Annotated in this window: 22 protein-coding genes; 8 read left to right on the top strand and 14 right to left on the bottom strand. The window is 70.7% G+C overall.

Going from position 1 to position 24,717, the window contains the following annotated elements:
• Positions 1-68 precede the first annotated feature (68 nt).
• The 3 genes from ACFUPX_RS18410 to ACFUPX_RS18400 form a co-directional block, all read right to left on the bottom strand.
• Positions 69-545, bottom strand: coding sequence for a DoxX family protein (locus ACFUPX_RS18410; protein WP_383322989.1), 477 nt, complete (start codon positions 543-545; stop codon positions 69-71).
• A gap of 114 nt (positions 546-659) precedes the next feature.
• The gene (locus ACFUPX_RS18405) at positions 660-1,355 is read right to left on the bottom strand and encodes a class I SAM-dependent methyltransferase (protein ID WP_383323188.1); all 696 of its coding nucleotides are present in this window, start codon (positions 1,353-1,355) and stop codon (positions 660-662) included.
• A 70-nt stretch (positions 1,356-1,425) separates the two neighbouring features.
• Entirely contained in the window at positions 1,426-2,328 is a 903-nt protein-coding gene (locus tag ACFUPX_RS18400; RefSeq protein WP_383323185.1) for an acyltransferase domain-containing protein, read from the bottom strand.
• A 227-nt stretch (positions 2,329-2,555) separates the two neighbouring features.
• Between ACFUPX_RS18400 and ACFUPX_RS18395 the strand changes: the two genes are divergently transcribed.
• A complete protein-coding gene (locus ACFUPX_RS18395; protein ID WP_383323182.1) occupies positions 2,556-2,816 on the top strand; it encodes a DUF6343 family protein in 261 nt (86 codons plus the stop codon).
• A 10-nt stretch (positions 2,817-2,826) separates the two neighbouring features.
• Here the strand turns inward: ACFUPX_RS18395 and ACFUPX_RS18390 are convergent, their stop codons facing one another.
• The 4 genes from ACFUPX_RS18390 to ACFUPX_RS18375 form a co-directional block, all read right to left on the bottom strand.
• Positions 2,827-3,249 carry a tetratricopeptide repeat protein gene (locus ACFUPX_RS18390; protein WP_383322986.1) on the bottom strand — a complete coding sequence of 141 codons (423 nt, stop codon included), beginning with the start codon at positions 3,247-3,249 and terminating at the stop codon, positions 2,827-2,829.
• 97 nt (positions 3,250-3,346) lie between these two features.
• Positions 3,347-3,730: a DUF3592 domain-containing protein gene (locus tag ACFUPX_RS18385; RefSeq protein ID WP_383322983.1), complete on the bottom strand. Its 384-nt coding sequence runs from the start codon at positions 3,728-3,730 to the stop codon at positions 3,347-3,349.
• Between the two features lie 13 nt (positions 3,731-3,743).
• Positions 3,744-4,346, bottom strand: a complete 603-nt coding sequence (coaE, locus tag ACFUPX_RS18380) for a dephospho-CoA kinase (protein WP_383322980.1) — start codon at positions 4,344-4,346, stop codon at positions 3,744-3,746.
• 42 nt (positions 4,347-4,388) lie between these two features.
• Complete coding sequence (locus ACFUPX_RS18375) at positions 4,389-5,327, bottom strand: PAC2 family protein (RefSeq protein WP_383322977.1); 939 nt, start codon at positions 5,325-5,327, stop codon at positions 4,389-4,391.
• 270 nt (positions 5,328-5,597) lie between these two features.
• Here ACFUPX_RS18375 and ACFUPX_RS18370 point away from each other — a divergent pair, with 270 nt between their 5' ends.
• Positions 5,598-6,575, top strand: a complete 978-nt coding sequence (locus ACFUPX_RS18370; RefSeq protein WP_383322974.1) for a sheath polysaccharide-degrading enzyme — start codon at positions 5,598-5,600, stop codon at positions 6,573-6,575.
• 106 nt (positions 6,576-6,681) lie between these two features.
• On the opposite strand, the gene rpsA is transcribed toward ACFUPX_RS18370, so the two are convergent.
• Positions 6,682-8,208, bottom strand: coding sequence for a 30S ribosomal protein S1 (gene rpsA, locus ACFUPX_RS18365; protein ID WP_383322971.1), 1,527 nt, complete (start codon positions 8,206-8,208; stop codon positions 6,682-6,684).
• A gap of 398 nt (positions 8,209-8,606) precedes the next feature.
• Here rpsA and ACFUPX_RS18360 point away from each other — a divergent pair, with 398 nt between their 5' ends.
• Positions 8,607-9,437 (top strand): methyltransferase domain-containing protein, encoded by an 831-nt coding sequence (locus ACFUPX_RS18360; protein WP_383322968.1) that lies wholly within the window; start codon positions 8,607-8,609, stop codon positions 9,435-9,437.
• A 4-nt stretch (positions 9,438-9,441) separates the two neighbouring features.
• A complete protein-coding gene (gene hrpB / locus ACFUPX_RS18355; RefSeq protein WP_383322965.1) occupies positions 9,442-11,988 on the top strand; it encodes an ATP-dependent helicase HrpB in 2,547 nt (848 codons plus the stop codon).
• On the opposite strand, the gene ACFUPX_RS18350 is transcribed toward hrpB, so the two are convergent.
• The 5 genes from ACFUPX_RS18350 to polA all read right to left on the bottom strand — a co-directional run bounded on the left by ACFUPX_RS18350 (position 11,978) and on the right by polA (position 19,108).
• Entirely contained in the window at positions 11,978-12,979 is a 1,002-nt protein-coding gene (locus ACFUPX_RS18350) for a DUF3068 domain-containing protein (RefSeq protein WP_383322962.1), read from the bottom strand. The genes hrpB and ACFUPX_RS18350 overlap by 11 nt on opposite strands.
• 14 nt (positions 12,980-12,993) lie before the next feature.
• Positions 12,994-13,128: an SPW_0924 family protein gene (locus ACFUPX_RS18345; protein WP_383322959.1), complete on the bottom strand. Its 135-nt coding sequence runs from the start codon at positions 13,126-13,128 to the stop codon at positions 12,994-12,996.
• 160 nt (positions 13,129-13,288) lie between these two features.
• Positions 13,289-14,998: a lytic transglycosylase domain-containing protein gene (locus ACFUPX_RS18340; protein WP_383322956.1), complete on the bottom strand. Its 1,710-nt coding sequence runs from the start codon at positions 14,996-14,998 to the stop codon at positions 13,289-13,291.
• Positions 14,999-15,136: 138 nt separating this feature from the next.
• Complete coding sequence (locus tag ACFUPX_RS18335) at positions 15,137-16,069, bottom strand: serine hydrolase (protein WP_383322953.1); 933 nt, start codon at positions 16,067-16,069, stop codon at positions 15,137-15,139.
• Between the two features lie 297 nt (positions 16,070-16,366).
• Positions 16,367-19,108, bottom strand: coding sequence for a DNA polymerase I (gene polA, locus ACFUPX_RS18330; RefSeq protein WP_383322950.1), 2,742 nt, complete (start codon positions 19,106-19,108; stop codon positions 16,367-16,369).
• Positions 19,109-19,230: 122 nt separating this feature from the next.
• Between polA and ACFUPX_RS18325 the strand changes: the two genes are divergently transcribed.
• The 3 genes from ACFUPX_RS18325 to ACFUPX_RS18315 all read left to right on the top strand — a co-directional run bounded on the left by ACFUPX_RS18325 (position 19,231) and on the right by ACFUPX_RS18315 (position 22,507).
• Positions 19,231-21,510, top strand: a complete 2,280-nt coding sequence (locus ACFUPX_RS18325) for an FdhF/YdeP family oxidoreductase (RefSeq protein ID WP_383322947.1) — start codon at positions 19,231-19,233, stop codon at positions 21,508-21,510.
• Between the two features lie 45 nt (positions 21,511-21,555).
• Positions 21,556-22,029, top strand: a complete 474-nt coding sequence (locus tag ACFUPX_RS18320) for a PaaI family thioesterase (protein WP_383322944.1) — start codon at positions 21,556-21,558, stop codon at positions 22,027-22,029.
• An 85-nt stretch (positions 22,030-22,114) separates the two neighbouring features.
• Entirely contained in the window at positions 22,115-22,507 is a 393-nt protein-coding gene (locus ACFUPX_RS18315) for a hypothetical protein (RefSeq protein ID WP_383322941.1), read from the top strand.
• A 247-nt stretch (positions 22,508-22,754) separates the two neighbouring features.
• Here ACFUPX_RS18315 and ACFUPX_RS18310 read toward each other — a convergent pair whose 3' ends face one another.
• Complete coding sequence (locus ACFUPX_RS18310) at positions 22,755-22,913, bottom strand: hypothetical protein (RefSeq protein ID WP_383322938.1); 159 nt, start codon at positions 22,911-22,913, stop codon at positions 22,755-22,757.
• A 505-nt stretch (positions 22,914-23,418) separates the two neighbouring features.
• Between ACFUPX_RS18310 and ACFUPX_RS18305 the strand changes: the two genes are divergently transcribed.
• Entirely contained in the window at positions 23,419-24,666 is a 1,248-nt protein-coding gene (locus ACFUPX_RS18305; RefSeq protein ID WP_383322935.1) for a branched-chain amino acid ABC transporter substrate-binding protein, read from the top strand.
• Positions 24,667-24,717: the final 51 nt, after the last annotated feature.

The following is a 24,717-nucleotide window of genomic DNA, read 5'->3' as shown; positions in this document are numbered from 1 at the left end:
GGGCCCACCCGGCGCTGCCCGGTGAGCCCTCGGCACGGGGACGGAACTCCATCCCGGTGCGGCGCCCTTCACGCACCGCGCCGCACGAGGAGGCGGACCAGCTCCGCCGTCTGCCCGCGTCGCGCCCAGGCGATCCACGCCAGCGGGAGGATCAGGACGAGCGGCGTGGCCGCGTTCTCCCCGCCGAGCGCGGTGACGCTCACGATGAACGCGCCGATCATCAGCCCGACCAGAGCCGTCGCGCCGACGGAACTGAGCACCGGAATCAGCAGCGCGATCCCGCCGAGCACCTCGAGCGCGCCGATCGTGTACATCCCCGGCTCGCCCCACCCGAGCCTCTCGAAGGCCTCCACCGCCGTGGGGTGCGCGATCAGCTTCGGCACCCCGCTGGCGAGACCGAAGAACAGCGCGAGCACCACCTGGAGCGTGCGCAGCGTGACGCGGACGGAACGACGACCGGCAAAGGCGGAGCCGCCGGTGGTGGAGGCGGGGGCGGTCCGGGCGGAGGCGCTGGGGGTGGTGGGGGTGGTGGTGGCCGTGGTCATGGTGATCTCCTAGGTGAACAGGGGCTGTTGTGCTGTCACCGAGATAGACCGACCCGCCCCGCAGAACTCATCGCCGGGCGCCACCCCAACTCCGTGGATCCCCCGTCCCGGACATCAGCGCACCGGCACCGCCCGCACCCACGTCCCGTCCTCCGTCAGGTACTTGTCGACCCTCAGCCCCGCCTCCTCCAGCAGCACCTGCTCGAACTCCTCCTTCGTGAGCGGACGGGCGCGGAACGTCTGGGTCCATACGGCGTCCGGGAACACGTACTCCGCGCGCACCTCGTTCACCCCGTCCCCGACCGGCTCCGCCGACAGGATCCGCACCGTGAACCCACCGGGGTCGACCCGCTCCCTCGGCAGATTCGTGTGGTAATCCGCGCCCTCCCGCTGGATCAGCACACAGCCGTCGTCCGTCACATGGCTCCGGCAGGCCCGCAGCATCCCGCGCCGCACCGAGACGTCGCCGGTGTGCACGAGGAACGACGCGAGCATCACCACCTCGAACCGCTCGCCCAGGTCTAGCGTCTCGATCGGGCTCCGGATCGTGCGCACCCGCCCGTCGAGCGCGGAGACCTTCTCCAGCATCTCGGAGGACTCGTCCACGGCCGTGATCCGGAACCCCCGCTCGAGCAGGGGACGCGTCACCCGCCCCGCACCGCTGCCCAGCTCCAGAATGTGCGCCCCGGCCCGCACCGCTCCGGCGACGACGTCCGGCTCGTCCCCGACGGTCAGGCGCGCGTACAGGTCCACCGCGCAGCCGTCCGGCGTGATCGCTCCGGGGCCCGTCCCCTCGTATCCCTCACGCATCTCAGTGGTCATGCCCCGTCAACGAAGCGCTCCAGGGCGCCGTTCCCCCCTCTCCCCGTGGCCACGCGGTCTACAGCGGGAACCAGCCATGCCCCCCGTACCAGTGGCCTCCGCCCCGCAGATGGTCCCCCACGGCCCTCTCCACCCTTGTCCGCCGCGGCAGTTCGGCCACGGGCAGGTCCCGGTCGCCGAAGACGAAGGCGACGGGAGCGCTGTCGTCCGGCTCCCGGTCATGCCCGTCCACGAGGCGGAAGCGCTCCTGGAAGCGGACGATGTTCGACTCCGCGGGCAGATAGCGCTTCAGCTGCGGATCGAGCAGCCAGGAGTGGCACATGGCTGTCTCATATCGCTCCTGCGGGAAGTGCCGCGCGAAGAACTCCCGGGCCAGCTCCACCGAGCGGTCGCAGGCCTCCGGGGACAGCGGCCCCCGGAAGTCGGTGATGTGGAGGTCCAGGCAGGGATCGCCCCGGCCCGCGCAATGCCCCGCCGCGGCCACCGCGTCGCCCATCCGCTCCCCCAGCACCCCGCGCTGGAACTGCAGCCGCCCCAGTTGGTAGAGCTCGCCCCGGAAATGCAGGGAGTTCCAGCTCGGGTGCAGCAGCCCGGGACCGCCGCGCGCCCTGCGGTGCACCGCCATGTGCCGTCCGAGGTCGGCGAGCGTACGCCGGGAGACGTCGTCCGGGATGCCTCGGCTCCGGTGGTACGCACGCACGTACGGCAGCGACGCCACGAAGACGTACACGTAGAAGAAGACCCCCAGTGAGCCCAACTCCACCGGCAGCGGCGGATACCGCGGCCCCGCGCCGGCCACCCCCATGTCCCGCACCGTCCCGTCGACGCCGCGGTCCAGGAGCCACCGCGCTTCCGGGTCATCCGCCAGGCGTGCGCGCAGGGCCAGCAGGTCGTTGATGTCCTCGTGCGGCACGGCCAGGTCGAGCAGCACGTCCGGCAGCTCGTCCGCCGACGGCAGCACCGCCTCGGCCCGCGGCTGCCCCGCGCTCTCCAGATCCTTCAGCCACGCGGCGAGCCGCTCGTCCGTCCTCGCCCTGTTCCTCAGTACGTCCAGCACAGCCTTACCCCCGATCGACACATCTACGATCTTGAAGCCTCCGCCCCTTCCGGTCCACCACCCACGGGTGGATCCTTGGAGGTGGAGACCCGCCGGGAACGGGGTGGAGAGGGAGGAGATGACCTCTCATGATGCGTACGGGCAGTGAACCGGTGACCGCGCGCAGTCCGCTGCGCATGCGCTTCTGGTTCAGCGTGTGGGGCCTGATCTGGGCCACCTTCGGCATCGTCGCCTTCGCCCTCGCCGGACGCCCCGCGTGGGCGGTGGCCTGCGGGGCGCTCTGGCTGATCGTCACCGCCGACATGGCGGTGATCCTGCGCCACATCCACCAGGGCCCGCACTATCAGCCGGGCCGCGACATCCCGCCGTACGAGCCTCCGAAAGCCGGTTAGCGATTGCGCGTCAGCGACCCGGCCGGCCCTCGGTGCCCGCGTCGCCCCCGTCGCCTTCGCCACCCGCTTCGGCGTCGTCGAAGCGGGCCGCCGCCAGATACTCCGGCTGCGGGTCGAGCGCCGCGGCCAGGCGGAAGTGGCGCCGGGCCTGGTCGGGCCGCGCCGCACGTTCGTAGGTGCGGGCCAGCGCGAAGTGGGCGAACGCGTTGTCCGGCTCGCGCTCCAGGACGATGCTGAACTCCAGCTCGGCGGCGCGCAGTTGGGCGGCGGCGAAGAAGGCGCGGGCCCGCAGCAGCCGCGCCGCCGTGTTCTCGGGGTGGGCCGCGATGACCGTGTCGAGCAGCTTCACCGCGCCTCGGGGATCCCGTGCGGCAAGGAGCTGTTCCGCCGCACGGAAGTCGATGACATGGGTCTCCGGGGTAATTTCGGGCACGCGTGACTCCTTCCCTCGCTGCTCCGTGTCAACGCCCGTCACGGCGCCGCCTATTCCGTCAATTCCCTCCGTGCCCCATTCCCGGGCGGCGGGGGCCTCACGGCGCCAGAGACGTCAGCACGAGACCGAGCAGCAGCACCGCCGCGCCCGCCACCACGAAGCCCCGGTCGATGCCCCTGCGCTCACGCCCCAGCACGACGGTCTCCCGGGGGTCGTCGCTGTCGTACGCGATGCGCACCCGGTCGCCCGCGACGAGCGGCCGCTTCCTGCTCGGCGGCACCGGCGACACCACCTCGACGACCTGCCCGTCCCCCGTCTCGAACTGCAGCGTCGGCCGCCCCGCCCCCGGCTGCACCGCCTTGACCAGGGCCTGCGCCACCTCGCCCATGTCCGTGATGCGCCGGGTCTGCCGCAGGCCGTACACCCCGGCCAGCAGCGCGACCAGGCCGCCCAGAGCGGTGAACACCGCCAGTACGACCACGCCCCGCCTCCTTCTAGGCCTCCCGCGCCCGCCGCGCGAGGTCCGCCCACACGGCGCCGACCCGCTGCTCCAGGCCCTCCAGCGGGCCGTCGTTGTCGATCACGAGGTCCGCGATCTCCAGACGCTTCTCGCGCGTCGCCTGGGCGGCCATCCGCGCGCGGGCGTCCTCCTCGCTCATGCCGCGCAGCCGCACGAGACGGTCCAGCTGGGTCTCGGGGCTCGCGTCGACCACGACCACGACGTCGTACAGCGGCGCCAGGGCGTTCTCCGCGAGCAGCGGCACGTCGTGGACGACCACCGCGTCCTGCGAGGCCGCGCCCTCCAGCTCGGCGGAGCGGGCGCCGACCAGGGGGTGCACGATCGAGTTCAGTACGGCCAGCTTCTCGGGGTCGGCGAAGACGATCGAGCCCAGCTTCGGCCGGTCGAGGGTGCCGTCCGCAGCGAGGATCTCCCGCCCGAAGGCGTCAACGACCTTCGCCAGGCCCGGAGTTCCCGGTTCCACGACCTCTCGCGCGATCTTGTCGGCGTCGATCAGCACAGCTCCCGACGCGACGAGGAGACGTGACACTTCACTCTTGCCGGCGCCGATACCGCCGGTCAGGCCCACCTTCAGCATGACCGGCAGCTTAGGGGGTGGCGTCACTCTCCGCCCGCTCGGCTACGCGTCGCCCTCACGCTCGGCGAGGAAGCGCTCGAATTCCTGGCCGATCTCGTCGGCCGAGGGGATGTCCACGGGCTCCGCGAGCATGTTGCCGCGCGCGTCCGCTCCTGCCGCCGCGTCGTACTGGTGCTCAAGTCCCTGCACGAGGGCGACCAGTTCCTCGTCGCCCTCCTGGATCTGCCGGTCGATCTCGGTCTGCGTGCGGTGCGCCTCGGTGCGCAGGGAGTGCGCGACGCTCGGCAGCACCAGGCCCGTGGCTCCGGTGATCGCTTCGAGGACGGTGAGGGCCGCGTCCGGGTAGGCGGAACGGGCGATGTAGTGCGGGACGTGCGCGGCGACGCCGAGCACGTCGTGGCCGGCCTCCAGGAGGCGGTACTCGGCCAGCGACGCGGCGCTGCCGGGCACCTGCGCCTCGTCGAAGGGGCTGCGGTGTCCGGGCACCAGGTCGGTGCGGTTGCCGTGCGGGGTCAGGCCCACGGGGCGGGTGTGCGGCACGCCCATGGGAATGCCGTGGAAGTTCACCGCGAGGCGTACGCCGAGCCGCTCCACGATCTGCTCGACGGCCGCGGCGAAACGCTCCCACTCGACGTCCGGCTCGGGTCCGGAGAGCAGCAGGAAGGGCGCGCCCGTGGCGTCCTGGAGGAGGCGCACGTCGAGCGTGGGCACCTCGTAGTCGGCCCAGCGGTCGCGCCGGAACGTGAGCAGCGGGCGGCGGGCGCGGTAGTCGACGAGCCGGTCGTGGTCGAAGCGCGCCACCACCTGACCGGGCAGGCTGTCGGTGAGGCTCTCGACGATCTGGTCGCCGGTCTCGCCCGCGTCGATGTAACCGTCGAAGTGGTAGAGCATGACCAGTCCGGCCGACTCCTGGGCGAGCGCCATGTCGACGACGGCGAGCCCCTTCGGCTCCCATGCGTACAAACCCTGCGGATCAAGCACTGTGACCGCTCCTCGCCCTCTTCGTCGTGACTCGTACAGCAGAACGCCCGCAGCGGCGCGGGCATTCCCTCCCCTACCTCTTCACGGCGGCTTCTTACGTCACGTACACGCCGGTAGTGGGGCCGGGCGGGCCCGGTTTCGTATGCGTGAACACCCTTGAGGGGAAGCCGAGTTCACGGCAATGGCCCAGACCTTGACGCGGACATGCCCCACCTCTACGTTCATGTGCACACCCAGTGTTCACGTACAAGAACCGGAGGGTCACCCCACATGCGTACCCGACGCACTCTGCTCATCTCCTTCTCCGCGCTCGTCGCGGCGGCCGCCGTCGCAGGCCCGGCCGTCGTGGCCACCGCCTCCCCCGTGCCGGCGGCGGCCGGGACCATCGAGGTCTCCACGGCCGCCGAGCTCAAGTCCGCGCTCACCGGCGCCTCCCCGGGCGACACCATCCACCTCGCCGACGGCACGTACACCGGAAACTTCAAGACGAGCACGGCCGCGAGCTCAGGAGCCCGCATCACCCTGACCGGCTCCTCGAAGGCGGTGCTCACCGCGGGCGGCGGCTACGGCCTGCATCTGAACGGCGCCTCCTACTGGACGGTGAAGGGCATCACCGTCACCGGCGGCCAGAAGGGCATCATGATCGACTCCGCGAGAGGCGTCGTCGTGGACACCGTCACGGTCCACGGCCTCGACATGGAGGGCGTCCACTTCCGGAAGTCGAGCAACGACGGCGTCATCAAGGGCTCGAAGATCTACGACACCGGGAACGACGACCGCGGCATGGGCGAGGGCGTCTACGTGGGCAGCGCGGGCGGTCTGAGCGACAAGAGCGACAACGTACAGATCACCGGCAACACGATCGGCCCCGACGTGGGCGGCGAGGCCATCGACCTCAAGGAAGGCACCACCGGCGGCAAGGTCACCGGCAACACCTTCGACGGCAAGGGCCTGACCGGCAACAACTACGACGACTCGTGGATCGACGTGAAGGGCAACAACTACGTCATCGAGAACAACACCGGCAAGAACACCACGAACAACGGCTACGAGACCCACAGCCAGCAGTCCGGCTGGGGCTGCGGCACGGTCTTCCGCGGCAACAGGTCGAACCTGTCGGGCTCGACCGGCGACAAGCAACTGGCGGTCAACGTGACCAACTTCAGCGGCAGCTGCAAGACGACGGTGTACGCGAGCAACACGGTGACGGGTGGCAAGGGCCTGACGAACATCACGGTGACGCCGTAGGAGGGGCGCCCCGAAGGGACTGGGGGCCGAAAACAGAACTGCGGGCCCGCACCTCCGAAGAGGTGCGGGCCCGCAGCGTTCAGCTGTTACCGCCTAGGGGCGAGCCTCAGCTCTGGCCGCCCGCAAGCTTCTCGCGCAGAGCGGCAAGCGCCTCGTCCGACGCCAGGGCGCCGGAGTTGTCGTCCGACTCCGAGGAGTACGAACCGCCGCCGCCACCGCCGCTGCCACCGGCAGCCGGGGTGCCGGTCGAGGAAGCGGGAGCCGCAGCGCCCTCAGCCTCGGCCTGGGCGTCAGCCTCGCGGGACTTGATGACCTGGGCCTGGTGCTGCTCGAAGCGCGTCTGCGCCTCGGCGTACTGCGTCTCCCAGACCTCACGCTGCGACTCGAAGCCCTCGAGCCAGTCGTTGGTCTCGGGGTCGAAGCCCTCGGGGTAGATGTAGTTCCCCTGGTCGTCGTACGACGCGGCCATGCCGTACAGGGTCGGGTCGAACTCGACGGCCGACGGGTCGGCGCCGAAGGCCTCGTTGGCCTGCTTCAGCGAGAGGCTGATGCGGCGGCGCTCGAGGTCGATGTCGATGACCTTGACGAAGATCTCGTCGTTGACCTGGACGACCTGCTCCGGGATCTCCACGTGGCGCTCGGCCAGCTCGGAGATGTGGACCAGGCCCTCGATGCCCTCGTCGACGCGCACGAACGCACCGAACGGAACGAGCTTGGTGACCTTACCGGGAACAACCTGCCCGATCTGGTGCGTGCGGGCGAACTGCTGCCACGGGTCTTCCTGCGTCGCCTTGAGCGACAGCGAGACGCGCTCGCGGTCCATGTCCACGTCGAGAACCTCGACGGTGACTTCCTGGCCGACCTCGACAACCTCGGAGGGGTGGTCGATGTGCTTCCAGGAAAGCTCGGAGACGTGCACGAGACCGTCGACGCCACCGAGGTCCACGAACGCACCGAAGTTGACGATCGAGGAAACGACGCCGGAGCGGACCTGGCCCTTCTGCAGGGTCGTGAGGAAGGTCTGGCGGACCTCGCTCTGGGTCTGCTCGAGCCAGGCACGGCGGGAAAGGACCACGTTGTTGCGGTTCTTGTCCAGCTCGATGATCTTGGCCTCGAGCTCCTTGCCCACGTAGGGCTGGAGGTCGCGGACGCGGCGCATCTCGACGAGGGAAGCCGGCAGGAAGCCACGGAGGCCGATGTCGAGGATGAGACCACCCTTGACCACCTCGATGACGGTGCCGGTGACGATGCCGTCCTCTTCCTTGATCTTCTCGATCGTGCCCCAGGCGCGCTCGTACTGTGCGCGCTTCTTGGACAGGATGAGACGGCCTTCCTTGTCCTCCTTCTGGAGAACAAGAGCCTCGATCTCATCGCCCACGGCGACGACCTCATTGGGGTCGACGTCGTGCTTGATGGAAAGCTCGCGGGACGGGATGACGCCTTCGGTCTTGTAACCGATGTCGAGCAGGACCTCGTCCCGGTCGACCTTCACGATGACGCCGTCGACGATGTCGCCGTCGTTGAAGTACTTGATCGTCTCGTCGATCGCGGCGAGGAAGGCTTCCTCGTTACCGATGTCGTTGACCGCTACCTGCGGGGTGGTGGAAGCGGTGGTCTCGGTGCTGCTCGTCATGTGGGTAAGGGCTCCGGTACGGACGGTGAGTCGTAGGTACTGCTAGCGCCGGAGCCGATTTCGCTCTGAAGAAGCCGGACAGCCTGCAAAGCGCCGTCCTGAGTTTCCGGAGAAACGGAAGGCGCCTCGACAACCGAGGGGACATACAACAGATGCGAGCGCATCCTGCTACGTCTGAGGAAGGCAGGCTCGCAGCGCAACTTGTAGCATACGGGGGCAGCCGGACAGGGTCAATGCGCGAAGGCGCACACCCGGGGCGGAACGCCGCATACCCGGCACAAATGCTGTCGCATGAGGCCACACGGGCCGCACGGCGCCCTGCCGCGACCGCTTTCGGTCCACCCCGCGACTGTCCCGCCGCGACGAAGCCTCACCGAGCCAGACGGAAGAGTACGACGATGGAGCCGATCATCCAAGAGTCCGAGCTGCCCGAGACGCCCGAACCGGAAGCCACCCGCCGTGACGCCGATGTGACGGAGAGCAGTCGCGCCAACCGTGGCTGGTGGGACAGGAATGCGGACGACTACCAGATCGAGCACGGCACCTTCCTGGGTGACGACCGGTTCGTGTGGGGTCCCGAAGGACTGGACGAGGTGGAGGCCGAGCTTCTCGGCCCGCCCGAGGAACTGGAGGGCAAGGACGTCCTGGAGATCGGCGCGGGTGCGGCGCAGTGCTCGCGCTGGCTCGCCGCGCAGGGCGCGCGTCCGGTCGCGCTCGACCTCTCCCACCGGCAGTTGCAGCACGCGCTGCGGATCGGCGGCGGTGTGCCGCTGGTGGAGGCCGACGCGGGGGCGCTGCCGTTCGCGGACGGCAGCTTCGACCTCGTGTGCTCGGCCTACGGAGCGATGCCGTTCGTGGCCGATCCGGTGCGGGTCCTCAAGGACGTGCACCGCGTGCTGCGGCCCGGCGGCCGTTTCGTGTTCTCGGCGACGCACCCGATGCGCTGGGCCTTCCCCGACGAGCCGGGCCCCGAGGGTCTTACGGTCGCGGCCTCCTACTTCGACCGCACTCCTTATGTGGAGCAGGACGACGACGGGAACGCCGTCTACGTGGAGCACCACCGGACGATCGGCGACCGGGTGCGGGACGTGGTGGCCGGCGGTTTCCGCCTCGTCGACCTGGTGGAGCCCCAGTGGCCCGAGTGGAACACCCAGGAGTGGGGCGGCTGGTCGCCGTTGCGCGGGAATCTGATCCCGGGGACGGCGATCTACGTCTGCGTACGAGACTGAGTGCGTGATCCGTCTCCGTAGCGACGCCCTGGACCTGCCCGTACGCAGTGCGCTGCCCGCGCTGAGCTCCGCGTTGGAGGGGCCGGGCAGCGCCGTGCTGTGCGCGCCTCCCGGCACGGGCAAGACGACGCTGGTGCCGCTGGCCCTCGCCGGGCTCCTCGGGGACGCTCCGGTACGCCGTGTGGTGGTCGCCGAGCCCCGGCGCATCGCCGCTCGGGCCGCCGCGCGGCGGATGGCGTGGCTGCTCGGCGAGAAGGTCGGGGAGAGCGTCGGGTACACCGTGCGCGGCGAGCGCGTGGTGGGACGCCACGCGCGCGTGGAGGTCGTCACCACGGGCGTCCTGCTGCAACGGCTCCAGCGGGACCAGGAGTTGAGCGGCGTCGACGTGGTGATCATCGACGAGTGTCACGAGCGGCATCTCGACGCCGACACCGTGGCGGCGTTCCTGGTGGACGTGCGGGCCGCCCTCCGGCCCGAGCTGCGGCTCGTGGCCGCGTCCGCGACGACGGACGCGCAGGGGTGGTCGCGGATCCTCGGGGACGCTCCCGTGGTGGAGGCGCACGGCACCTCGCACCCCGTCGAGGTCGTCTGGGCGCCGCCCGTGCGTCCGGTGCGGCCGCCGCACGGGATGCGGGTGGATCCGGCGCTGCTCACGCATGTGGCGTCGGTGGTGCGGCGCGCGCTCGCCGAGCGGGACGGGGACGTGCTGTGCTTCCTGCCCGGTGTCGGTGAGATCGCGCGCGTGGCCGGGCAGTTGGGGGACGTGCCGGCCGAGGTGCTCCAGGTGCACGGGCGGGCGTCCGCCGCGGTGCAGGACGCGGTGCTCGCGGGCTCGGCGGGAGGCGCGCGGCGGGTGGTCCTCGCGACGTCGGTGGCGGAGTCGTCCCTGACGGTGCCCGGGGTGCGGGTCGTCGTCGACTCGGGGCTCGCGCGTGAGCCGCGCGTCGACCACGCGCGCGGGCTGAGCGCGCTGACGACGGTACGGGCTTCGCAGGCGGCCGGCCGGCAGCGGGCGGGACGCGCCGGGCGTGAGGCGCCGGGGGCCGTGTACCGGTGCTGGGCGGAGGCGGAGGACGCCCGTCTGCCGCGTTTTCCGGCGCCGGAGATCAAGCTGGCCGACCTCTCCGCGTTCGCCCTTCAGGCGGCCTGCTGGGGGGATCCCGACGCCTCCGGGCTCGCCCTGCTCGATCCCCCGCCGGGTGGCGCGATGGCGGCGGCACGTTCCGTCCTGACGGCGGTCGGTGCGGTGGACGCGGAGTCGGGGCGGGTCACGGAGCGGGGCACGCGGATGGCGCGGGTGGGACTGCACCCCCGCCTTGCGCGGGCCCTGCTGGACGCGGTTCCCCTCGTGGGAGCGCGCCGCGCGGCCGAGGTGGTGGCCCTCCTCAGCGAGGAGCCGCCGCGGGAGTACGGGGACGACCTCGCGGCTGCGTGGCGCACTGCCCGGCAGGGCGGTGACGGGTACGCGGCGCGGTGGCGCACGGAGGTGCGGCGGCTGACCGCTGCCGCGGAGGCGTCGCCGCCGGGAGCCGGTGCGCCGACGGCACGGGAGCCGGGGACCGGCAGGAGCGATGAGCACGCTGCCGGCCTCGTCGCCGCGCTCGCCTTCCCCGAGCGGGTCGCCCAGGCGCGCGGCGACGGGACCTACCTCATGGTCAACGGGACCCGCGCCGAGGTGCGCCCGGGGTCCGCGCTGACCGGCGCGCAATGGATCACCGTGGCCGTGGCCGACCGGCCGGTGGGCGCGGGGCACGCGCGCGTGCTGCTCGGCGGGCATATCGACGGGGATGTCGCCCGGAGCGCGGCGGCGCCGCTGTACGGCGAGGGGGACGAGGTCGCCTGGGCCGACGGGGATCTCGTCGCGCGCCACGTCGAGCGGCTCGGTGCCGTGGAGCTGAGGGTGCGGCCGCTCAAGAAGCCCGCTCCCGCTCTCGTACGAGAAGGGCTGCTCGCGGGACTCAGGGAGGAGGGGACCTCGCTCCTGAACTGGTCCCAGGGCGCGCGCGAGCGGCGGGAGCGGCTCGCCTTTCTGCACCGGCATCTCGGGGCGCCCTGGCCCGACGTCTCCGAAAGCGCCCTGCACGCGCGCGTGGACGAGTGGCTGGAGCCCGAGCTCTCCAAGGCGCGGCGCCGGGCCGACCTGCGGCGCATCGACGCGGGGCAGGCGCTCAACCGGCTGCTGCCATGGGCGACCGGTGAGGCCACCCGGCTGGACGCGCTCGCCCCGGAGCGGGTGGCCGTGCCCAGCGGGTCCAGGATCCGGATCGACTACTCCGACCCCGAACAGCCCGTCCTGGCCGTGAAGTTGCAGGAGATGTTCGGGCTCGCCGAGACCCCGCGGATCGCGGACGGCACCGTGCCCGTCCTGGTGCACCTGCTCTCCCCCGCCGGACGCCCCGCGGCCGTCACCGCCGATCTTGCCTCGTTCTGGCGGGACGGCTACCGGGCCGTGCGGGCGGAGCTGCGCGGGCGCTATCCGAAGCATCCGTGGCCGGAGGATCCGGCGGCCGCGCAGGCGACGCGGTTCACGAACGCCCGGCTCAGGCGTTGACCGGTTCCGGTTCGGGCGCCGCCGTGGCCTCCGGGTCGCCGGGCCTGCGGCTGCGTGCCTCCAGCCAGAGGGAGAGGCCGAGCAGGAGCAGTCCAAGGCCCAGGAAGCCCCAGGGGAGATAGGACGTCAGGAGGAGCACCAGGACGCGCTGGGACTTCACCAGGTCGACGGTGCTCTTGATGTAGTCCTCGCGCATCTTCACGTGTCCCTCGAAGACCGTGACCTTGTCCCGGTCGCCGAGGAGCGTGCCGCCGCGCAGTTCGTTGCGCTGGATCTCCTCGCCGTAGACGGGCGCCCCGGTGGTCGGCTCGACCCAGAACTTGCGGACGGTCGTGTACCAGCGGGTGGTGCCGGTCTTGGCGAGGGACTCCGGCGTGATGCCCTTGACCGGCATGGTCTTGGGGAAGGGCACCTTGGTCCAGGGGATGGTCTGCTCGAAGTAGAAGACCTTCACACCGCGGAAGGTCTGCGTGCCCTTGTAGTGGATGGGCTTGGTGACGCGGGCCTGGGCGTCGAAGTACTCGTAGTCCCGCTTCTCGGTCAGGAAGGGCCACTTGAACTCGATGCCCTGGCGCTTGACCGCGTCCCCGTCGACCATCTCGCCCGTCGCGTGCACCGGTTCCTGGCTGTGCGCGTCGAAGATGTAGCGCTCGGGGACCTTGGAGACCATCTTGCCGTCCCCGTCCTGGACGTAGGAGAGGGCGTCCCAGACGACGACGTCACGGGAAGAGTCCCCATCGGTCTTCTCGATCTTCTCCGAGGCCTCCACGTTGCCCTTGAGCGTCTGCACGATGGTGACCTTGTCGATCTTCTTGGCCTTCATCGAGCCGTAGTCGATGAGCGTCGGGTTCTTCGCCTCGAGGACCGCCTCCTGGTACTGACTGGGCGGGATCTTGGCGAGGCGCGGGAAGGCGTACCAGCGCATGAGCGGGGACATCGCCGTGAAGAACACGGCGAAGGCGAGCAGGATCAGGCTGGCCTTGCGGCGCATCGCGGCGGCCCTCCCTACGGGTGCTTGGGGACGGTGGTGAGCAGGGGCTTCGGCGATGTCTCGCCGGGCGGGGCCCCCATCGCCGTGATCGTCAGGACCAGGGCGAAGGCGACGGCAAGACCGGTCGCGGCGGCGACGAGAGCGCGCATGCGGATCCTCCCGGCAGGAACTGACAGGGCGTCAGGGCTGGGGCACCGTAGCAACGCGGCGGCCAGATGAGAACACGTTGCACACAGCGGAACGCCCCTCCGCCGTGGTGGCGGAGGGGCGTCGCGTGGAACGCTCCCCGAAGGGGGTGTTTGTGCGGGTCTAGGCCGCCGGGGAGGCCGCTGCCGCCACCTTCAGCTCGACCGTGAGCGTCGCGCCGCCCGTGGTGGTGACGCGCAGGAGGTAGGTGCCCGCCGCGTCGTCGGCGTACATCTTGGGGAGCTTGAGCACGCCGTTCGCGTCCGTCTTCAGGGCCTTGAGGGTGCGGACCGGCTTGCCGTCCGCGTCCTTGAAGTACGGGCCCTTGTCGTTGGCCGTGGCGTCCGTCGCCGACTTGACCATGGTCGCGGTGGCCGCGACGCGGTCGGCGGCCTCTCCCTTGTACGTCGCCTTGACCTCCACCTGGTCGGCGAACTCCTTGCCCGGCTCGCAGGTCAGCGCCTTGTCGCTGGTCCTGGCGAGGGCGTCGGCCTGGCGCGCGCTGACCGTCGCCCTGAAGCCGAGAGCGGGCAGCGAGCGTCCGACGACCGTGGCCCGGACCCTGAACTCGCCCGTCTTCTCGCCCGCCGTGAGCGCCGGGGCGGTGGCCTTGCCCGATGCGCCCGTGGCGACCGTCGCGCTGGTGGCGCCGCCCGGGAAGCGCGCGTCGGTGTCGCCGACGATCGCGAACTTCACCTTGACCTTGGCCACGCCCGAGCCCGAAGCGGACTGGGTGCGCACCTCGACGCGCTCGGCGAAGGCGTCGCCCGCCGTCGCGGCGAGCTTGCCCGTGCCGGCGTTCTCCAGGCTCGACACCCGCTCGGTCGGCGTGGGGGTGTGGGAGCCGCCGCCGCTCGACGGAGGCGTGGTCGGTTCGCCGCTGCCACCGCCGCCTCCGGACGTGGGGGGCTTCGTCGGCTTGCCGCCGGGCTTGTCGTGCTGGGGCGGCTTCGGCGAGGGCGAGCCGGACGCCGAGGGCGTGGGCGTCGTCGTGGGGCCCGTGCCCGGGGTGCCGGAGTCGCTGCGGTCGTTCGGCACGACGCCCGTGCCGTCGGGGATCTCGTGGGTGCCCTCGCGGTAGTGCTCCAGCCACGTCAGGACCAGGTTCAGATACTCGGTCGAGTGGTTGTAGCTGAGGATCGCCTTGTGCAGCTCGGCCCCGACGGACAGGTCGCGGTCGTTCGCGCAGAGGTAGTTGCCCGCCGCGAGCGCGGCGTCGTAGATGTTGTTCGGGTCCTTCTTGCCGTCCGCGTTGCCGTCCTGCGCCCAGGTGTCCCACGTCGAGGGGATGAACTGCATGGGGCCGACCGCGCGGTCGTGCGTCGTGTCGCCGTCGTACGCGCCGCCGTCGGTGTCGGTGATCTTCGCGAAGCCGTTGCCGTTGAGGGGCGGGCCGAGGATGGGGTCGCGCGTCGTGCCGTTGGCGTCCACGCGGCCGCCCCGCGCCTGGCCCGACTCGACGTGGCCTATCGCGGCGAGCAGCTCCCAGGGGAGCTTGCAGCCGGGCTTGGAGGTGGCCAGGGACGACTCGGCCTTCTTGTACGCGTCCAGGACCGTGGCGGGTATCCCCGAGCCGCTCTCCTCGGCGTCGCCGGTGGGCGCTCCGGTCGGCGGGACCGGGGTCTTCAGGGGCGGAAGGTCGGTGTAGTAAGGGGAGTTGCCGGTCGCGGACTCCTCCGGTGGCGGTGTGGAGCCGGAGGCCCCCGCCCGCTCGTCGCGAGAGACGTCCGCCACGCCCGGGGCCTGGGACGCCGCGAGCGCCGCCACCGCCGCGGCGGCCACCGCGGTGGTCACCGCTCCCCTGCGCAACCGCCTGCCGAATACCGCCGCCATGACCGTGAACCCCTCCCCTTGACGACTGTGCCTGTCGCCGCCCTGCCCTGTTGTGCTCCCCGTTGTGCTCCCCAGCAGGCCGACTCAGGCGACACTACGACAACTTCCGGCGCCCAGACACCCGTTCGTGCCCGATTTTCACCGGTTGGCCGTGTCCTGTTCGGGCGGGACGTCGGGCGAGGCGCCGGTCGGGTCCTCGGCCGGGGCCGAGCCGTCGGGCACCTCGCTGATCTCGCTCTCCGGGGTGAGCTCCTGCCCCGTGGAGCGGCCCTTGTTGAGCGCGCGGTGCACGGCCTGGGCAACGCGTTCGATCGTACGGACCCCGTACTTCATCGTGGGGTTGTCGTGCGAGAGGACGACGATGCGGTACATGCGGCTACGGCCTTGAGACGTCTTTGACGCCTTCCCGGTTCCGGTTCCGGTGAAAGCGCCGACACTGTGCACCCGCCAGCCGTTCGTGGACCGGGGCAGCCAGCCGTTCTTGAGGTACGCCTTGGTGCCGCGCGGCATTCCGGCGGGCACGCCCCAGCGCTGGTCGCGCCGCACCTCGTTCAGCTGCTTGAGGCCGTACGCGCGTGAGCGCGGGCTGAGCAGGGCGCGGGCCCTGGCTCCGGTGAGGACGCCGAGAAGGCGGAGCTGGTCGGCCGCGGAGGTGCGGGTCAGGCCCCAGAGGCCGTAGGGATTGAGCGTGGTGGCGGAGGTGCCCGCGCGGCCGAGGAAGCGGCCGATGTAGGACTGGCCCAGGTCGTCGAAGAGGCGCCCGGCCGCGGTGTTGTCCGAGCGGGTGATCATGGGATGTATCTTGCGGCGCTCCCAGGCGGTGAGTCCGCGGCCCCAGTCCTGTGCGCGGCGCAGGGCGGCCTCCATGATCATGACCTTGGCGACGCTCGCGGTGTCGTAGCGGTGGCTGCTGCCGAAGGTGCAGCTGAGGCCCGTGGCGGGGTCGTGGAGGGCCACGGAGACGGTGCCCCGCCGGGCGGTCAGGACGGCGCGGATCTCGCGGGAGAGCTGGGCGGCGAGGGCGGGGTCGCTGCGGGCCGTGCAGGAGGCCGCGCGTTGCGCGGTGCTCACGCCGGCGGCGGTTGCGGGGAGGGGGGTGAGGAGGGTCGTGACCAGTGCCGTGGCTATCGCTATTCGGCACTTTCGCAGGTGAAGGGCCATGCGGTCATCGTGGCCGGGGCGCCTTCTTCGGGCCTGGGGGCCTGGGCCACGTGGGTGAGGGGCCCTGCGGCGCCCCGCCCTGGGCTCCGCCCCGGACCCCGCTCCTCAAACGCCGGAGGGGCTGACCTTCCCGGACCCTCCCGGCCCCGGCTGGAACTTTCCAACCGGGGCCGGGAGGAGGAACTGCGCTCAAGTCCGGCGCAGCCGTCAGTGCGCTGCCGACTCCCAGTCCGGTCCCACGCCCACCGAGACGTCCAGCGGAGCCCGCAGCGACGCCGCGCTGGCCATTTCGCGGCGGACCAGCTCCTCGACCTTCGCGCGCTCGCCCGGGGCGATCTCCAGGACGATTTCGTCGTGGACCTGGAGCAGCATGCGGGAGTCGAGCTTCGCCTCGGTCAGTGCGCGGTGCACGTTCAGCATGGCGATCTTGACGATGTCCGCGGCCGTGCCCTGGATGGGCGCGTTCAGGGCCATCCGCTCGGCCATCTCGCGGCGCTGGCGGTTGTCGCTGTTCAGGTCGGGGAGATAGCGGCGGCGGCCCAGCATCGTCTCCGTGTAGCCCGTGGCGCGGGCCTCGTCGACGGCTCGGCGCAGATAGTCGCGTACGCCGCCGAACCGCTCGAAGTACGTGTCCATCAGCGCACGGGCCTCGCCCGCCTCGATGTTCAGCTGCTGGGAGAGGCCGAACGCCGAGAGGCCGTACGCCAGTCCGTACGACATGGCCTTGATCTTGCGGCGCATCTCCGCGTCGACGGCGGAGCCCTCCACGCCGAACACCTGGGACGCCACGGTCGTGTGCAGGTCCTCGCCCGACTCGAACGCCTCCAGGAGGCCCTCGTCCTCGGAGAGGTGGGCCATCACGCGCAGTTCGATCTGGCTGTAGTCCGCGGTCATCAGGGACTCGAAGCCCTCGCCGACCACGAAGCCGCGGCGGATCGCCCGGCCCTCGTCCGTGCGGACCGGGATGTTCTGGAGGTTCGGGTCGGTGGAGGACAGACGGCCCGTCGCCGCCACCGTCTGGTTGAACGTCGTGTGGATGCGGGTGTCGGCGGCGATGGCCTTGATCAGGCCCTCGACCGTGACGCGCAGCTTCGCCTGCTCGCGGTGGCGCAGCATGATGACCGGCAGTTCGTTCTCGGTCTGGGCCGCGAGCCAGGCCAGGGCGTCCGCGTCCGTGGTGTACCCGGTCTTGGTCTTCTTCGTCTTGGGGAGGTTCAGCTCGCCGAAGAGGACTTCCTGGAGCTGCTTGGGCGAGCCGAGGTTGAACTCGTGGCCCGCGGCCTCGTGCGCCTCCTTCACCGCCTGCTGCACCGCGCCCGCGAACTGCTCCTCCATCGCTTCCAGATGGGCGCGGTCGGCCGCGATGCCGTGCCGCTCCAGGCGGGCCAGGAGGATGGACGTCGGCAGTTCGATGTCCGTCAGGAGATCACCGGCGCCGACCTCCTTCAGCTTCTCGCCGAAGGCCGTGCCCAGGTCGAGGATCGTGCGGGCCTGGTGCATCAGCGAGTCGGCCTCGGCCCGGTCGTCCTCCTCCGTGCCGAAGGCGAGCTGTCCCTCGGGCGCGGACGCGGGCGCCAGCTCACGGCCCAGGTACTCCAGGGACAGGGCGTCCAGGGCGAAGGAGCGGCGGCCGGGCTTGACCAGGTACGCGGCGAGCGCCGTGTCCATGGTGACGCCGTCCACGCTCCAGCCGTGCTCGGGGAAGACCCGCATCGCGGCCTTGGCGTTGTGCAGGACCTTGGGCTTCTTCGGGTCGGCGATCCAGGCCGCGAACGCGTTCTCGTCGGCCTCGTCCAGGCGGGACGGGTCGAACCAGGCCGCCGCTCCCCCGGCCGCGGCGAGGGCGACCTCGGTCACCGAGCCCGTGCCCATCGCCCAGGTGTCGACCGTGGCCACACCGAGGACCGCCTTGCCGTGCTCGGCGAGCCAGGGCGCGACCTCACCCGCGCCGAGCACCGAGCCGTCCAGCTCCACGCCGGGCTCGGCAGGCGTCTCGTCGGCCTCCTGCGCACCCGGGTCGACGGCGAGGAGGCGCTCGCGCAGCGAGGGGTTGCGGATCTCCAGGGTGTCGAGGACCAGGGCGAGGGCCGTGCGGTCGTACGCGGCGCGCTCCAGGTCGGTGACCTCCTTGGGGAGCTCGACGTCGCGCACCATCTCCGTGAGGCGGCGGTTCAGCTTCACCGCGTCCAGGTGGTCGCGGAAGTTCTGCCCGGCCTTGCCCTTGACCTCGTCGGCGCGCTCGACGAGGTCCGCGAAGGAACCGAACTGGTTGATCCACTTCGCGGCGGTCTTCTCGCCGACGCCGGGGATGCCGGGGAGGTTGTCCGAGGGGTCGCCGCGCAGGGCCGCGAAGTCGGGATACTGGCTGGGCGTGAGGCCGTACTTCTCCTCGACCTTGTCCGGGGTGAAGCGCGTCAGCTCGGAGACGCCCTTCGTCGGATACAGCACCGTCACGTGGTCGGTGATCAGCTGGAAGGAGTCGCGGTCGCCGGTGACGATCAGGACGTCGAAGCCGGCCGCTTCGGCCTGGGTGGCGAGCGTGGCGATGACGTCGTCCGCCTCGAAGCCGTCCACGGCGAACCGCACGGCGTTCATCGCGTCGAGCACCTCGCCGATCAGCTCGACCTGACCCTTGAACTCGTCCGGGGTCTTGGAGCGGTTCGCCTTGTACTCGGGGAACTCCGAGGAGCGCCACGTCTTGCGCGAGACGTCGAACGCCACCGCGAAGTGCGTGGGCGCCTCGTCGCGCAGGGTGTTCGCCAGCATCGACGCGAAGCCGTAGATCGCGTTCGTCGGCTGGCCCGTCGCGGTCGTGAAGTTCTCCGCGGGCAGCGCGAAGAACGCCCGGTAGGCCAGGGAGTGCCCGTCCATGAGGAGCAGGCGCGGACGCTGCTCGCCACTCGGCTTCGGCGCGGTCTCGGACTTCTTCTTCGCTGCTTTTTCTGCCACGTCCCCGATCCTGCCACGCCCCACTGACACTCAGGCCCAACCCTCACCCGCGACCGCGCTGTCAGCGTCGCGTGGGAGGATCGCAGACATAGCTCACGCACGTGCTCGAAGGGGAGCCGATCATGGCAAGGAAGTCGCCCAAGGGTGATCCGGTCCAGGACGCGCCGCAGGTCGCCGAGGTGCAGCACGCCGCGGCGGGCATCCCCGCCATCGGGCATTCGCTGCGCATGGCCCAGCAGCAGATGGGCGTGCGCCGTACGGCGCTGACCCTGCTGCGGGTCAATCAGAAGGACGGCTTCGACTGCCCCGGCTGCGCCTGGCCCGAGCCGGAGCACCGGCACGCCGCGGAGTTCTGCGAGAACGGCGCGAAGGCGGTGGCCGAGGAGGCCACGCTGCGCCGCGTCACCCCGGACTTCTTCGCCGCGCACCCGGTGGCCGACCTCGCCACCCGCAGTGGTTACTGGCTGGGCCAGCAGGGCCGCCTCACCCACCCCATGTATCTGGCGGAGGGCGCCGAGCGCTATGAACCCGTCTCCTGGGAGCGGGCCTTCGACATAGTCGCCGAGGAACTGGCCGCGCTGGACAGCCCGGACGAATCCGTCTATTACACCTCTGGCCGCACCAGCAACGAAGCGGCGTTCCTGTACCAGCTGTTCGCCCGTGAGCTGGGCACGAACAACCTGCCCGACTGTTCGAACATGTGCCACGAGTCGTCCGGCTCCGCCCTCACCGAGACCATCGGGATCGGCAAGGGCAGCGTCCTCCTGGAGGACCTTTACAAGTCGGACCTGATCATCGTCGCCGGGCAGAACCCGGGCACGAACCACCCGCGCATGCTCTCCGCCCTGGAGAAGGCGAAGAACAACGGCGCGAAGATCATCACGGTCAATCCGCTGCCCGAGGCGGGCCTGGAGCGGTTCAAGAACCCGCAGACCCCGCAGGGCATGCTCAAGGGCACCGCCCTCACCGACCTCTTCCTGCAGATCCGCCTCGGCGGCGACCAGGCCCTGTTCCGTCTCCTGAACAAGCTCGTCCTGGAGACGGAGGGAGCGGTCGACGAGGAGTTCGTCCGCGAACACACCCATGGGTACGAGGCGTTCACCGAGGCCGCGCGCACGGCGGACTGGGAAGAGACCCTCGCGGCCACCGGGCTCGAGCGCGACCGCATCGAGGAAGCCCTCGCCATGGTGCTCGCGTCGAAGCGCACGGTCGTGTGCTGGGCGATGGGCCTGACACAGCACAAGCACGCCGTGCCGACCATCCGCGAGGTCGTCAACTTCCTTCTGCTGCGCGGCAACATCGGCCGTCCGGGTGCGGGCGTGTGCCCGGTGCGCGGGCACTCGAACGTGCAGGGCGACCGCACGATGGGCATCTTCGAGCGGCCCGCCCCGGCCTTCCTCGACGCCCTGGAGAAGGAGTTCGGCTTCGCGCCGCCGCGCGAGCACGGCCTGGACGTCGTCCGCGCGATCAAGGCGCTGCGGGACGGCGAGGCGAAGGTGTTCTTCGCGATGGGCGGCAACTTCGTGGCGGCCTCGCCCGACACGGAGGTGACGGAGGCGGCCATGCGCAAGGCCCGCCTGACCGTCCACGTGTCGACGAAGCTGAACCGCTCGCACGCGGTGACGGGCGCGCGGGCGCTGATCCTGCCGACGCTCGGCCGCACCGAGCGGGACGTCCAGGGTGGCGGCGAGCAGTTCGTGACCGTCGAGGACTCCATGGGCATGGTGCACGCGTCGCGCGGCCGTCTGGCGCCCGCGAGCCCGCAGCTGCTCTCCGAGCCCGCCATCGTGTGCCGCCTCGCCCGCCGCGTCCTTGGCCCCGGATCGGCCACGCCCTGGGAGGAGTTCGAGAAGGACTACGCCACGGTGCGCGACCGCATCGCGCGCGTGATCCCCGGCTTCGAGGACTTCAACGCGCGGGTGGCCGACCCCGCGGGCTTCGCCCTGCCGCACGCCCCGCGCGACGAGCGCCGCTTCCCCACGGCCACCGGCAAGGCGAACTTCACCGCGGCGCCCGTCGAGTTCCCCGAGCTGCCGAAGGGGCGGCTGCTGCTGCAGACGCTGCGCTCGCACGACCAGTACAACACCACGATCTACGGCCTGGACGACCGCTACAGGGGCATCAAGAACGGCCGCCGGGTCGTCCTGGTCAACGCCGAGGACGCCCGCGAGCTGAGCCTCGCCGACGGGTCGTACGTGGACCTGGTGAGCGAGTGGCGGGACGGCGTCGAGCGGCGCGCGCCCGGCTTCCGGGTCGTGCACTATCCCACCGCCCGGGGCTGCGCCGCGGCGTACTACCCGGAGACGAACGTCCTGGTCCCGCTGGACGCGACGGCCGACACCAGCAACACCCCCGCCAGCAAGTCCGTCGTCGTACGCCTGGAACAATCGGGCACCGACTGAGCGTTCGCTCAGCGACTGGTGAGGACGACGAACGGAGCCGGGCCCATGGGCGAGCAGCACAGCGTGAAGTTCCCGCAAGAGGTCATCGACGAGTACGCCGCGCTCGGCGTCGACCTGCCCGCCCTGTTCTCCGCGGGCGACCTCGGCACCCGTATGGGCGTCCAGATCGTCGAGGCCTCCGCGGACCGTGTCGTCGGCACGATGCCGGTCGAGGGCAACACCCAGCCGTACGGCCTGCTGCACGGCGGCGCGTCCGCCGTCCTTGCCGAGACCCTCGGCTCGGTCGGCTCGATGCTGCACGGCGGGAGCAAGAAGCTCGCCGTCGGCGTCGACCTGAACTGCACGCACCACCGGGGCGCGCGTTCGGGCCTGGTCACCGGCGTGGCGACGCCCGTGCACCGGGGCCGCTCCACGGCGACGTACGAGATCGTGATCACCGACGAGCAGGACAAGCGGGTGTGCACCGCGCGGCTGACCTGCCTGCTGCGCGACGTGGAGCGCAACGGCTCCGCCGGATAAGGCGGTTGGAGGCGGACGCGCCCCGCACCGACCGGGCCCGCCCCACGCATTGTCGGAGCGTGGGGCCCCGGTCTAGCGTCGGTGCATGAGGCACCGGAAACCGCTCTGTGCGCTCGCCTTCGCCGCCCCCCTCCTGACCACCCTGCTCACCGCCACCGGCTGCGGGGGCCCGCCTTCCGCCGACGACACCCCCGGGCCCGCCCCTTCCACCACGTCCCCGGAGGACCTCTGCACGGCCCTGATCACCAAGTGGGGGCGGCAGATCTACGACTCGGGCAAGGAGACCTACGGCGACTACCAGTCGATGGGCCTCTCCAACGGTCAGTACATGATCCTGCGGGACACCCTCGACCTGGCCCGCGCCGAGCGAAAGCGCCAAGGGGTCGACGCCGGGCGGAAGTTGATCTCCCGGGAGGCCCGCGAGCGGTGCGAGAAGCGCTACCGCCACGGGGAGCCGAGCGGCGGGCCGTGGGTGTGAACGCCATCGGCCCCATCGAGCCCGGCGACAACACCTACGACGCCGGCGCCGTGCAAGCCGCCGGCGACGCCCAGGACCCCCGAGCCGCCACCGCGGACCAAGTCGCCGCCCACCCCGTCAGGAGCCACCCGCTCCTCACCCGCCACCGCCGCACCGCCCTGGCCCTCGCCACGGCCGTGGCCGTCGGGGCGGCGGGGCTGAGCCTCTATCTGACCCGTCCCCGGCCCCCGGCGCCGCCGCCACCGCTCTACCCGTCGCAGACCGTCTCCGTGTCGTACAAGGGCGGGATGACGCACCCGCGGGCGGGCGATCGCACGTTCAGCTTCACCGTCAGGGTCGACCAGGACTCGGGGCCGCCGGTGTCCGTCCGACGGATCGCCCAGCCGACGACGGCCCTGTCGGTCACCGCCGCTCCCCATACCCCATTCACCGTGAAAACGGGAAGCCCTCGTACGGCACGGATCACGATGCACATTCGCGAATGTGGAAATGTGCAGCGGAATGCCGGACTCCCTTTCCTGGTCGTAACACTGCGTAATGTGCGCGCAATGCAGATACAGAGCTTCATCCTCGGCTCGGCGTACGCAAAAGATCTTTCAGCGGCCCTGACAGCCGCATGCCCCCCGAACACTGATGTCATGAGTAAAACACCCTGACAGTCCTGCAAGTTCTCAGCATGCGGGATGCGCCGAAGACGGCGCATTCCGTCTCATCCGCCCCCTGAGTTCCAGCGCGGAATACTCCGTGGCATAACAAGAGCGTCACACCTTTGGCCCGACCACTCCACCAGGAACAAAGCGCCCCTTAGAGTCACGGCCAGTCACCGCGCCCACCGGATTCCTGTCAGTTCGGTTCTGCGCTCGACTCGGCCACCCAACAGGGGACGGCCGTGCCAGGGGAAAGGACTGATCGTGCGTCAACGTTCGCTCATAGCCATCACCGCTGCACTCACCGCGGGGGCACTCACCCTCACCGCCTGTGGCTCACGCGACGACAAGGACAAGGACGACGCCGGGGGTGGCGGTACCACCGTGGTCATCGGCGTCGACGCGCCGCTGACCGGCGACCTGTCCGCGCTGGGCCTCGGCATCCGCAACTCCGTGGACCTCGCCGCCAAGCAGGCCAACGAGAAGAAGTACGTCGACGGCATCACCTTCAAGATCGAAGCCGCCGACGACCAGGGACAGCCCGCGTCGGGCCAGACCAACGCGACCAAGTTCGTCGCGAACAAGGACATCCTCGGCGCCGTCGGGCCCCTGAACTCCTCCGTCGGCGAGTCGATGCAGAAGGTCTTCGACGACGCGAAGCTCGTCCAGGTCTCCCCCGCCAACACCAACCCGGCCATGACCCAGGGCCAGGACTGGAACGGCGGCAAGAAGGTTCGCCCGTACAAGGCCTACTTCCGTACGGCCACCACGGACGCCATCCAGGGCCCGTTCGCCGCGCAGTACCTGTACAACGACGCGAAGAAGAAGAAGGTCTTCGTGGTCGACGACAAGAAGACCTACGGCGCCGGTCTGGCCGCCACCTTCAAGGACGAGTTCACCAAGCTCGGCGGCAAGGTCGCCGGCACGGAGCACGTGAACCCGGACACCAAGGACTTCGGCGCCGTCGCCACCAAGATCAAGAACTCCGACGCCGACGTCGTCTACTACGGCGGCGAGTACCCCGCGGCCGGCCCGCTCAGCAAGCAGATGAAGAAGGCAGGTGCCAAGATCCCGCTCGTCGGCGGTGACGGCATCTACAGCGCCGACTTCGTCAAGCTCGCCGGCAAGGAGGGCAAGGGCGACATGGCGACCTCGATCGGTCAGCCCGTCGAGAAGCTGTCGTCCGCCAAGGAGTTCATCGCGAACTACAAGAAGGCCGGCTTCAAGGAGGCCTACGAGGCCTACGGCGGCTACTCGTACGACTCGGCCTGGGCGATCATCGAAGCGGTCAAGAAGGTCGTCGACGACAACGACGGCAAGCTGCCCGACGACGCTCGCGCCAAGATCGTCGAGGCCATGCAGGGCGTCTCCTTCGACGGTGTGACCGGCAAGGTCTCCTTCGACCAGTACGGCGACGCCACCAACAAGCAGCTCACCGTGTACCAGGTGAAGTCCACCGAGGACCCGACCAAGGGCTGGAAGCCGGTCAAGTCCGGCACGTTCACCGGCTGATCCACCCCGCAGCACGACACCACCGCGCGGGGCGCTGCCTCTGCAGCGCCC

The organism is Streptomyces sp. NPDC057302, from assembly GCF_042667685.1.
Taxonomy (GTDB): Bacteria; Actinomycetota; Actinomycetes; order Streptomycetales; family Streptomycetaceae; genus Streptomyces.
This window is presented reverse-complemented; position numbering and strand designations above follow the sequence as displayed.

Coding starts and splice junctions, on each gene's coding strand:
- ACFUPX_RS18410 (WP_383322989.1), bottom strand. CDS start 545: ATGACCACGGCCACCACCACCCCCACCACCCCCAGCGCCTCCGCCCGG.
- ACFUPX_RS18405 (WP_383323188.1), bottom strand. CDS start 1,355: ATGCGTGAGGGATACGAGGGGACGGGCCCCGGAGCGATCACGCCGGAC.
- ACFUPX_RS18395 (WP_383323182.1), top strand. CDS start 2,556: ATGCGTACGGGCAGTGAACCGGTGACCGCGCGCAGTCCGCTGCGCATG.
- coaE (WP_383322980.1), bottom strand. CDS start 4,346: ATGCTGAAGGTGGGCCTGACCGGCGGTATCGGCGCCGGCAAGAGTGAA.
- ACFUPX_RS18370 (WP_383322974.1), top strand. CDS start 5,598: ATGCGTACCCGACGCACTCTGCTCATCTCCTTCTCCGCGCTCGTCGCG.
- rpsA (WP_383322971.1), bottom strand. CDS start 8,208: ATGACGAGCAGCACCGAGACCACCGCTTCCACCACCCCGCAGGTAGCG.
- ACFUPX_RS18360 (WP_383322968.1), top strand. CDS start 8,607: ATGGAGCCGATCATCCAAGAGTCCGAGCTGCCCGAGACGCCCGAACCG.
- ACFUPX_RS18350 (WP_383322962.1), bottom strand. CDS start 12,979: ATGCGCCGCAAGGCCAGCCTGATCCTGCTCGCCTTCGCCGTGTTCTTC.
- ACFUPX_RS18345 (WP_383322959.1), bottom strand. CDS start 13,128: ATGCGCGCTCTCGTCGCCGCCGCGACCGGTCTTGCCGTCGCCTTCGCC.
- ACFUPX_RS18340 (WP_383322956.1), bottom strand. CDS start 14,998: ATGGCGGCGGTATTCGGCAGGCGGTTGCGCAGGGGAGCGGTGACCACC.
- ACFUPX_RS18325 (WP_383322947.1), top strand. CDS start 19,231: ATGGCAAGGAAGTCGCCCAAGGGTGATCCGGTCCAGGACGCGCCGCAG.
- ACFUPX_RS18320 (WP_383322944.1), top strand. CDS start 21,556: ATGGGCGAGCAGCACAGCGTGAAGTTCCCGCAAGAGGTCATCGACGAG.
- ACFUPX_RS18315 (WP_383322941.1), top strand. CDS start 22,115: ATGAGGCACCGGAAACCGCTCTGTGCGCTCGCCTTCGCCGCCCCCCTC.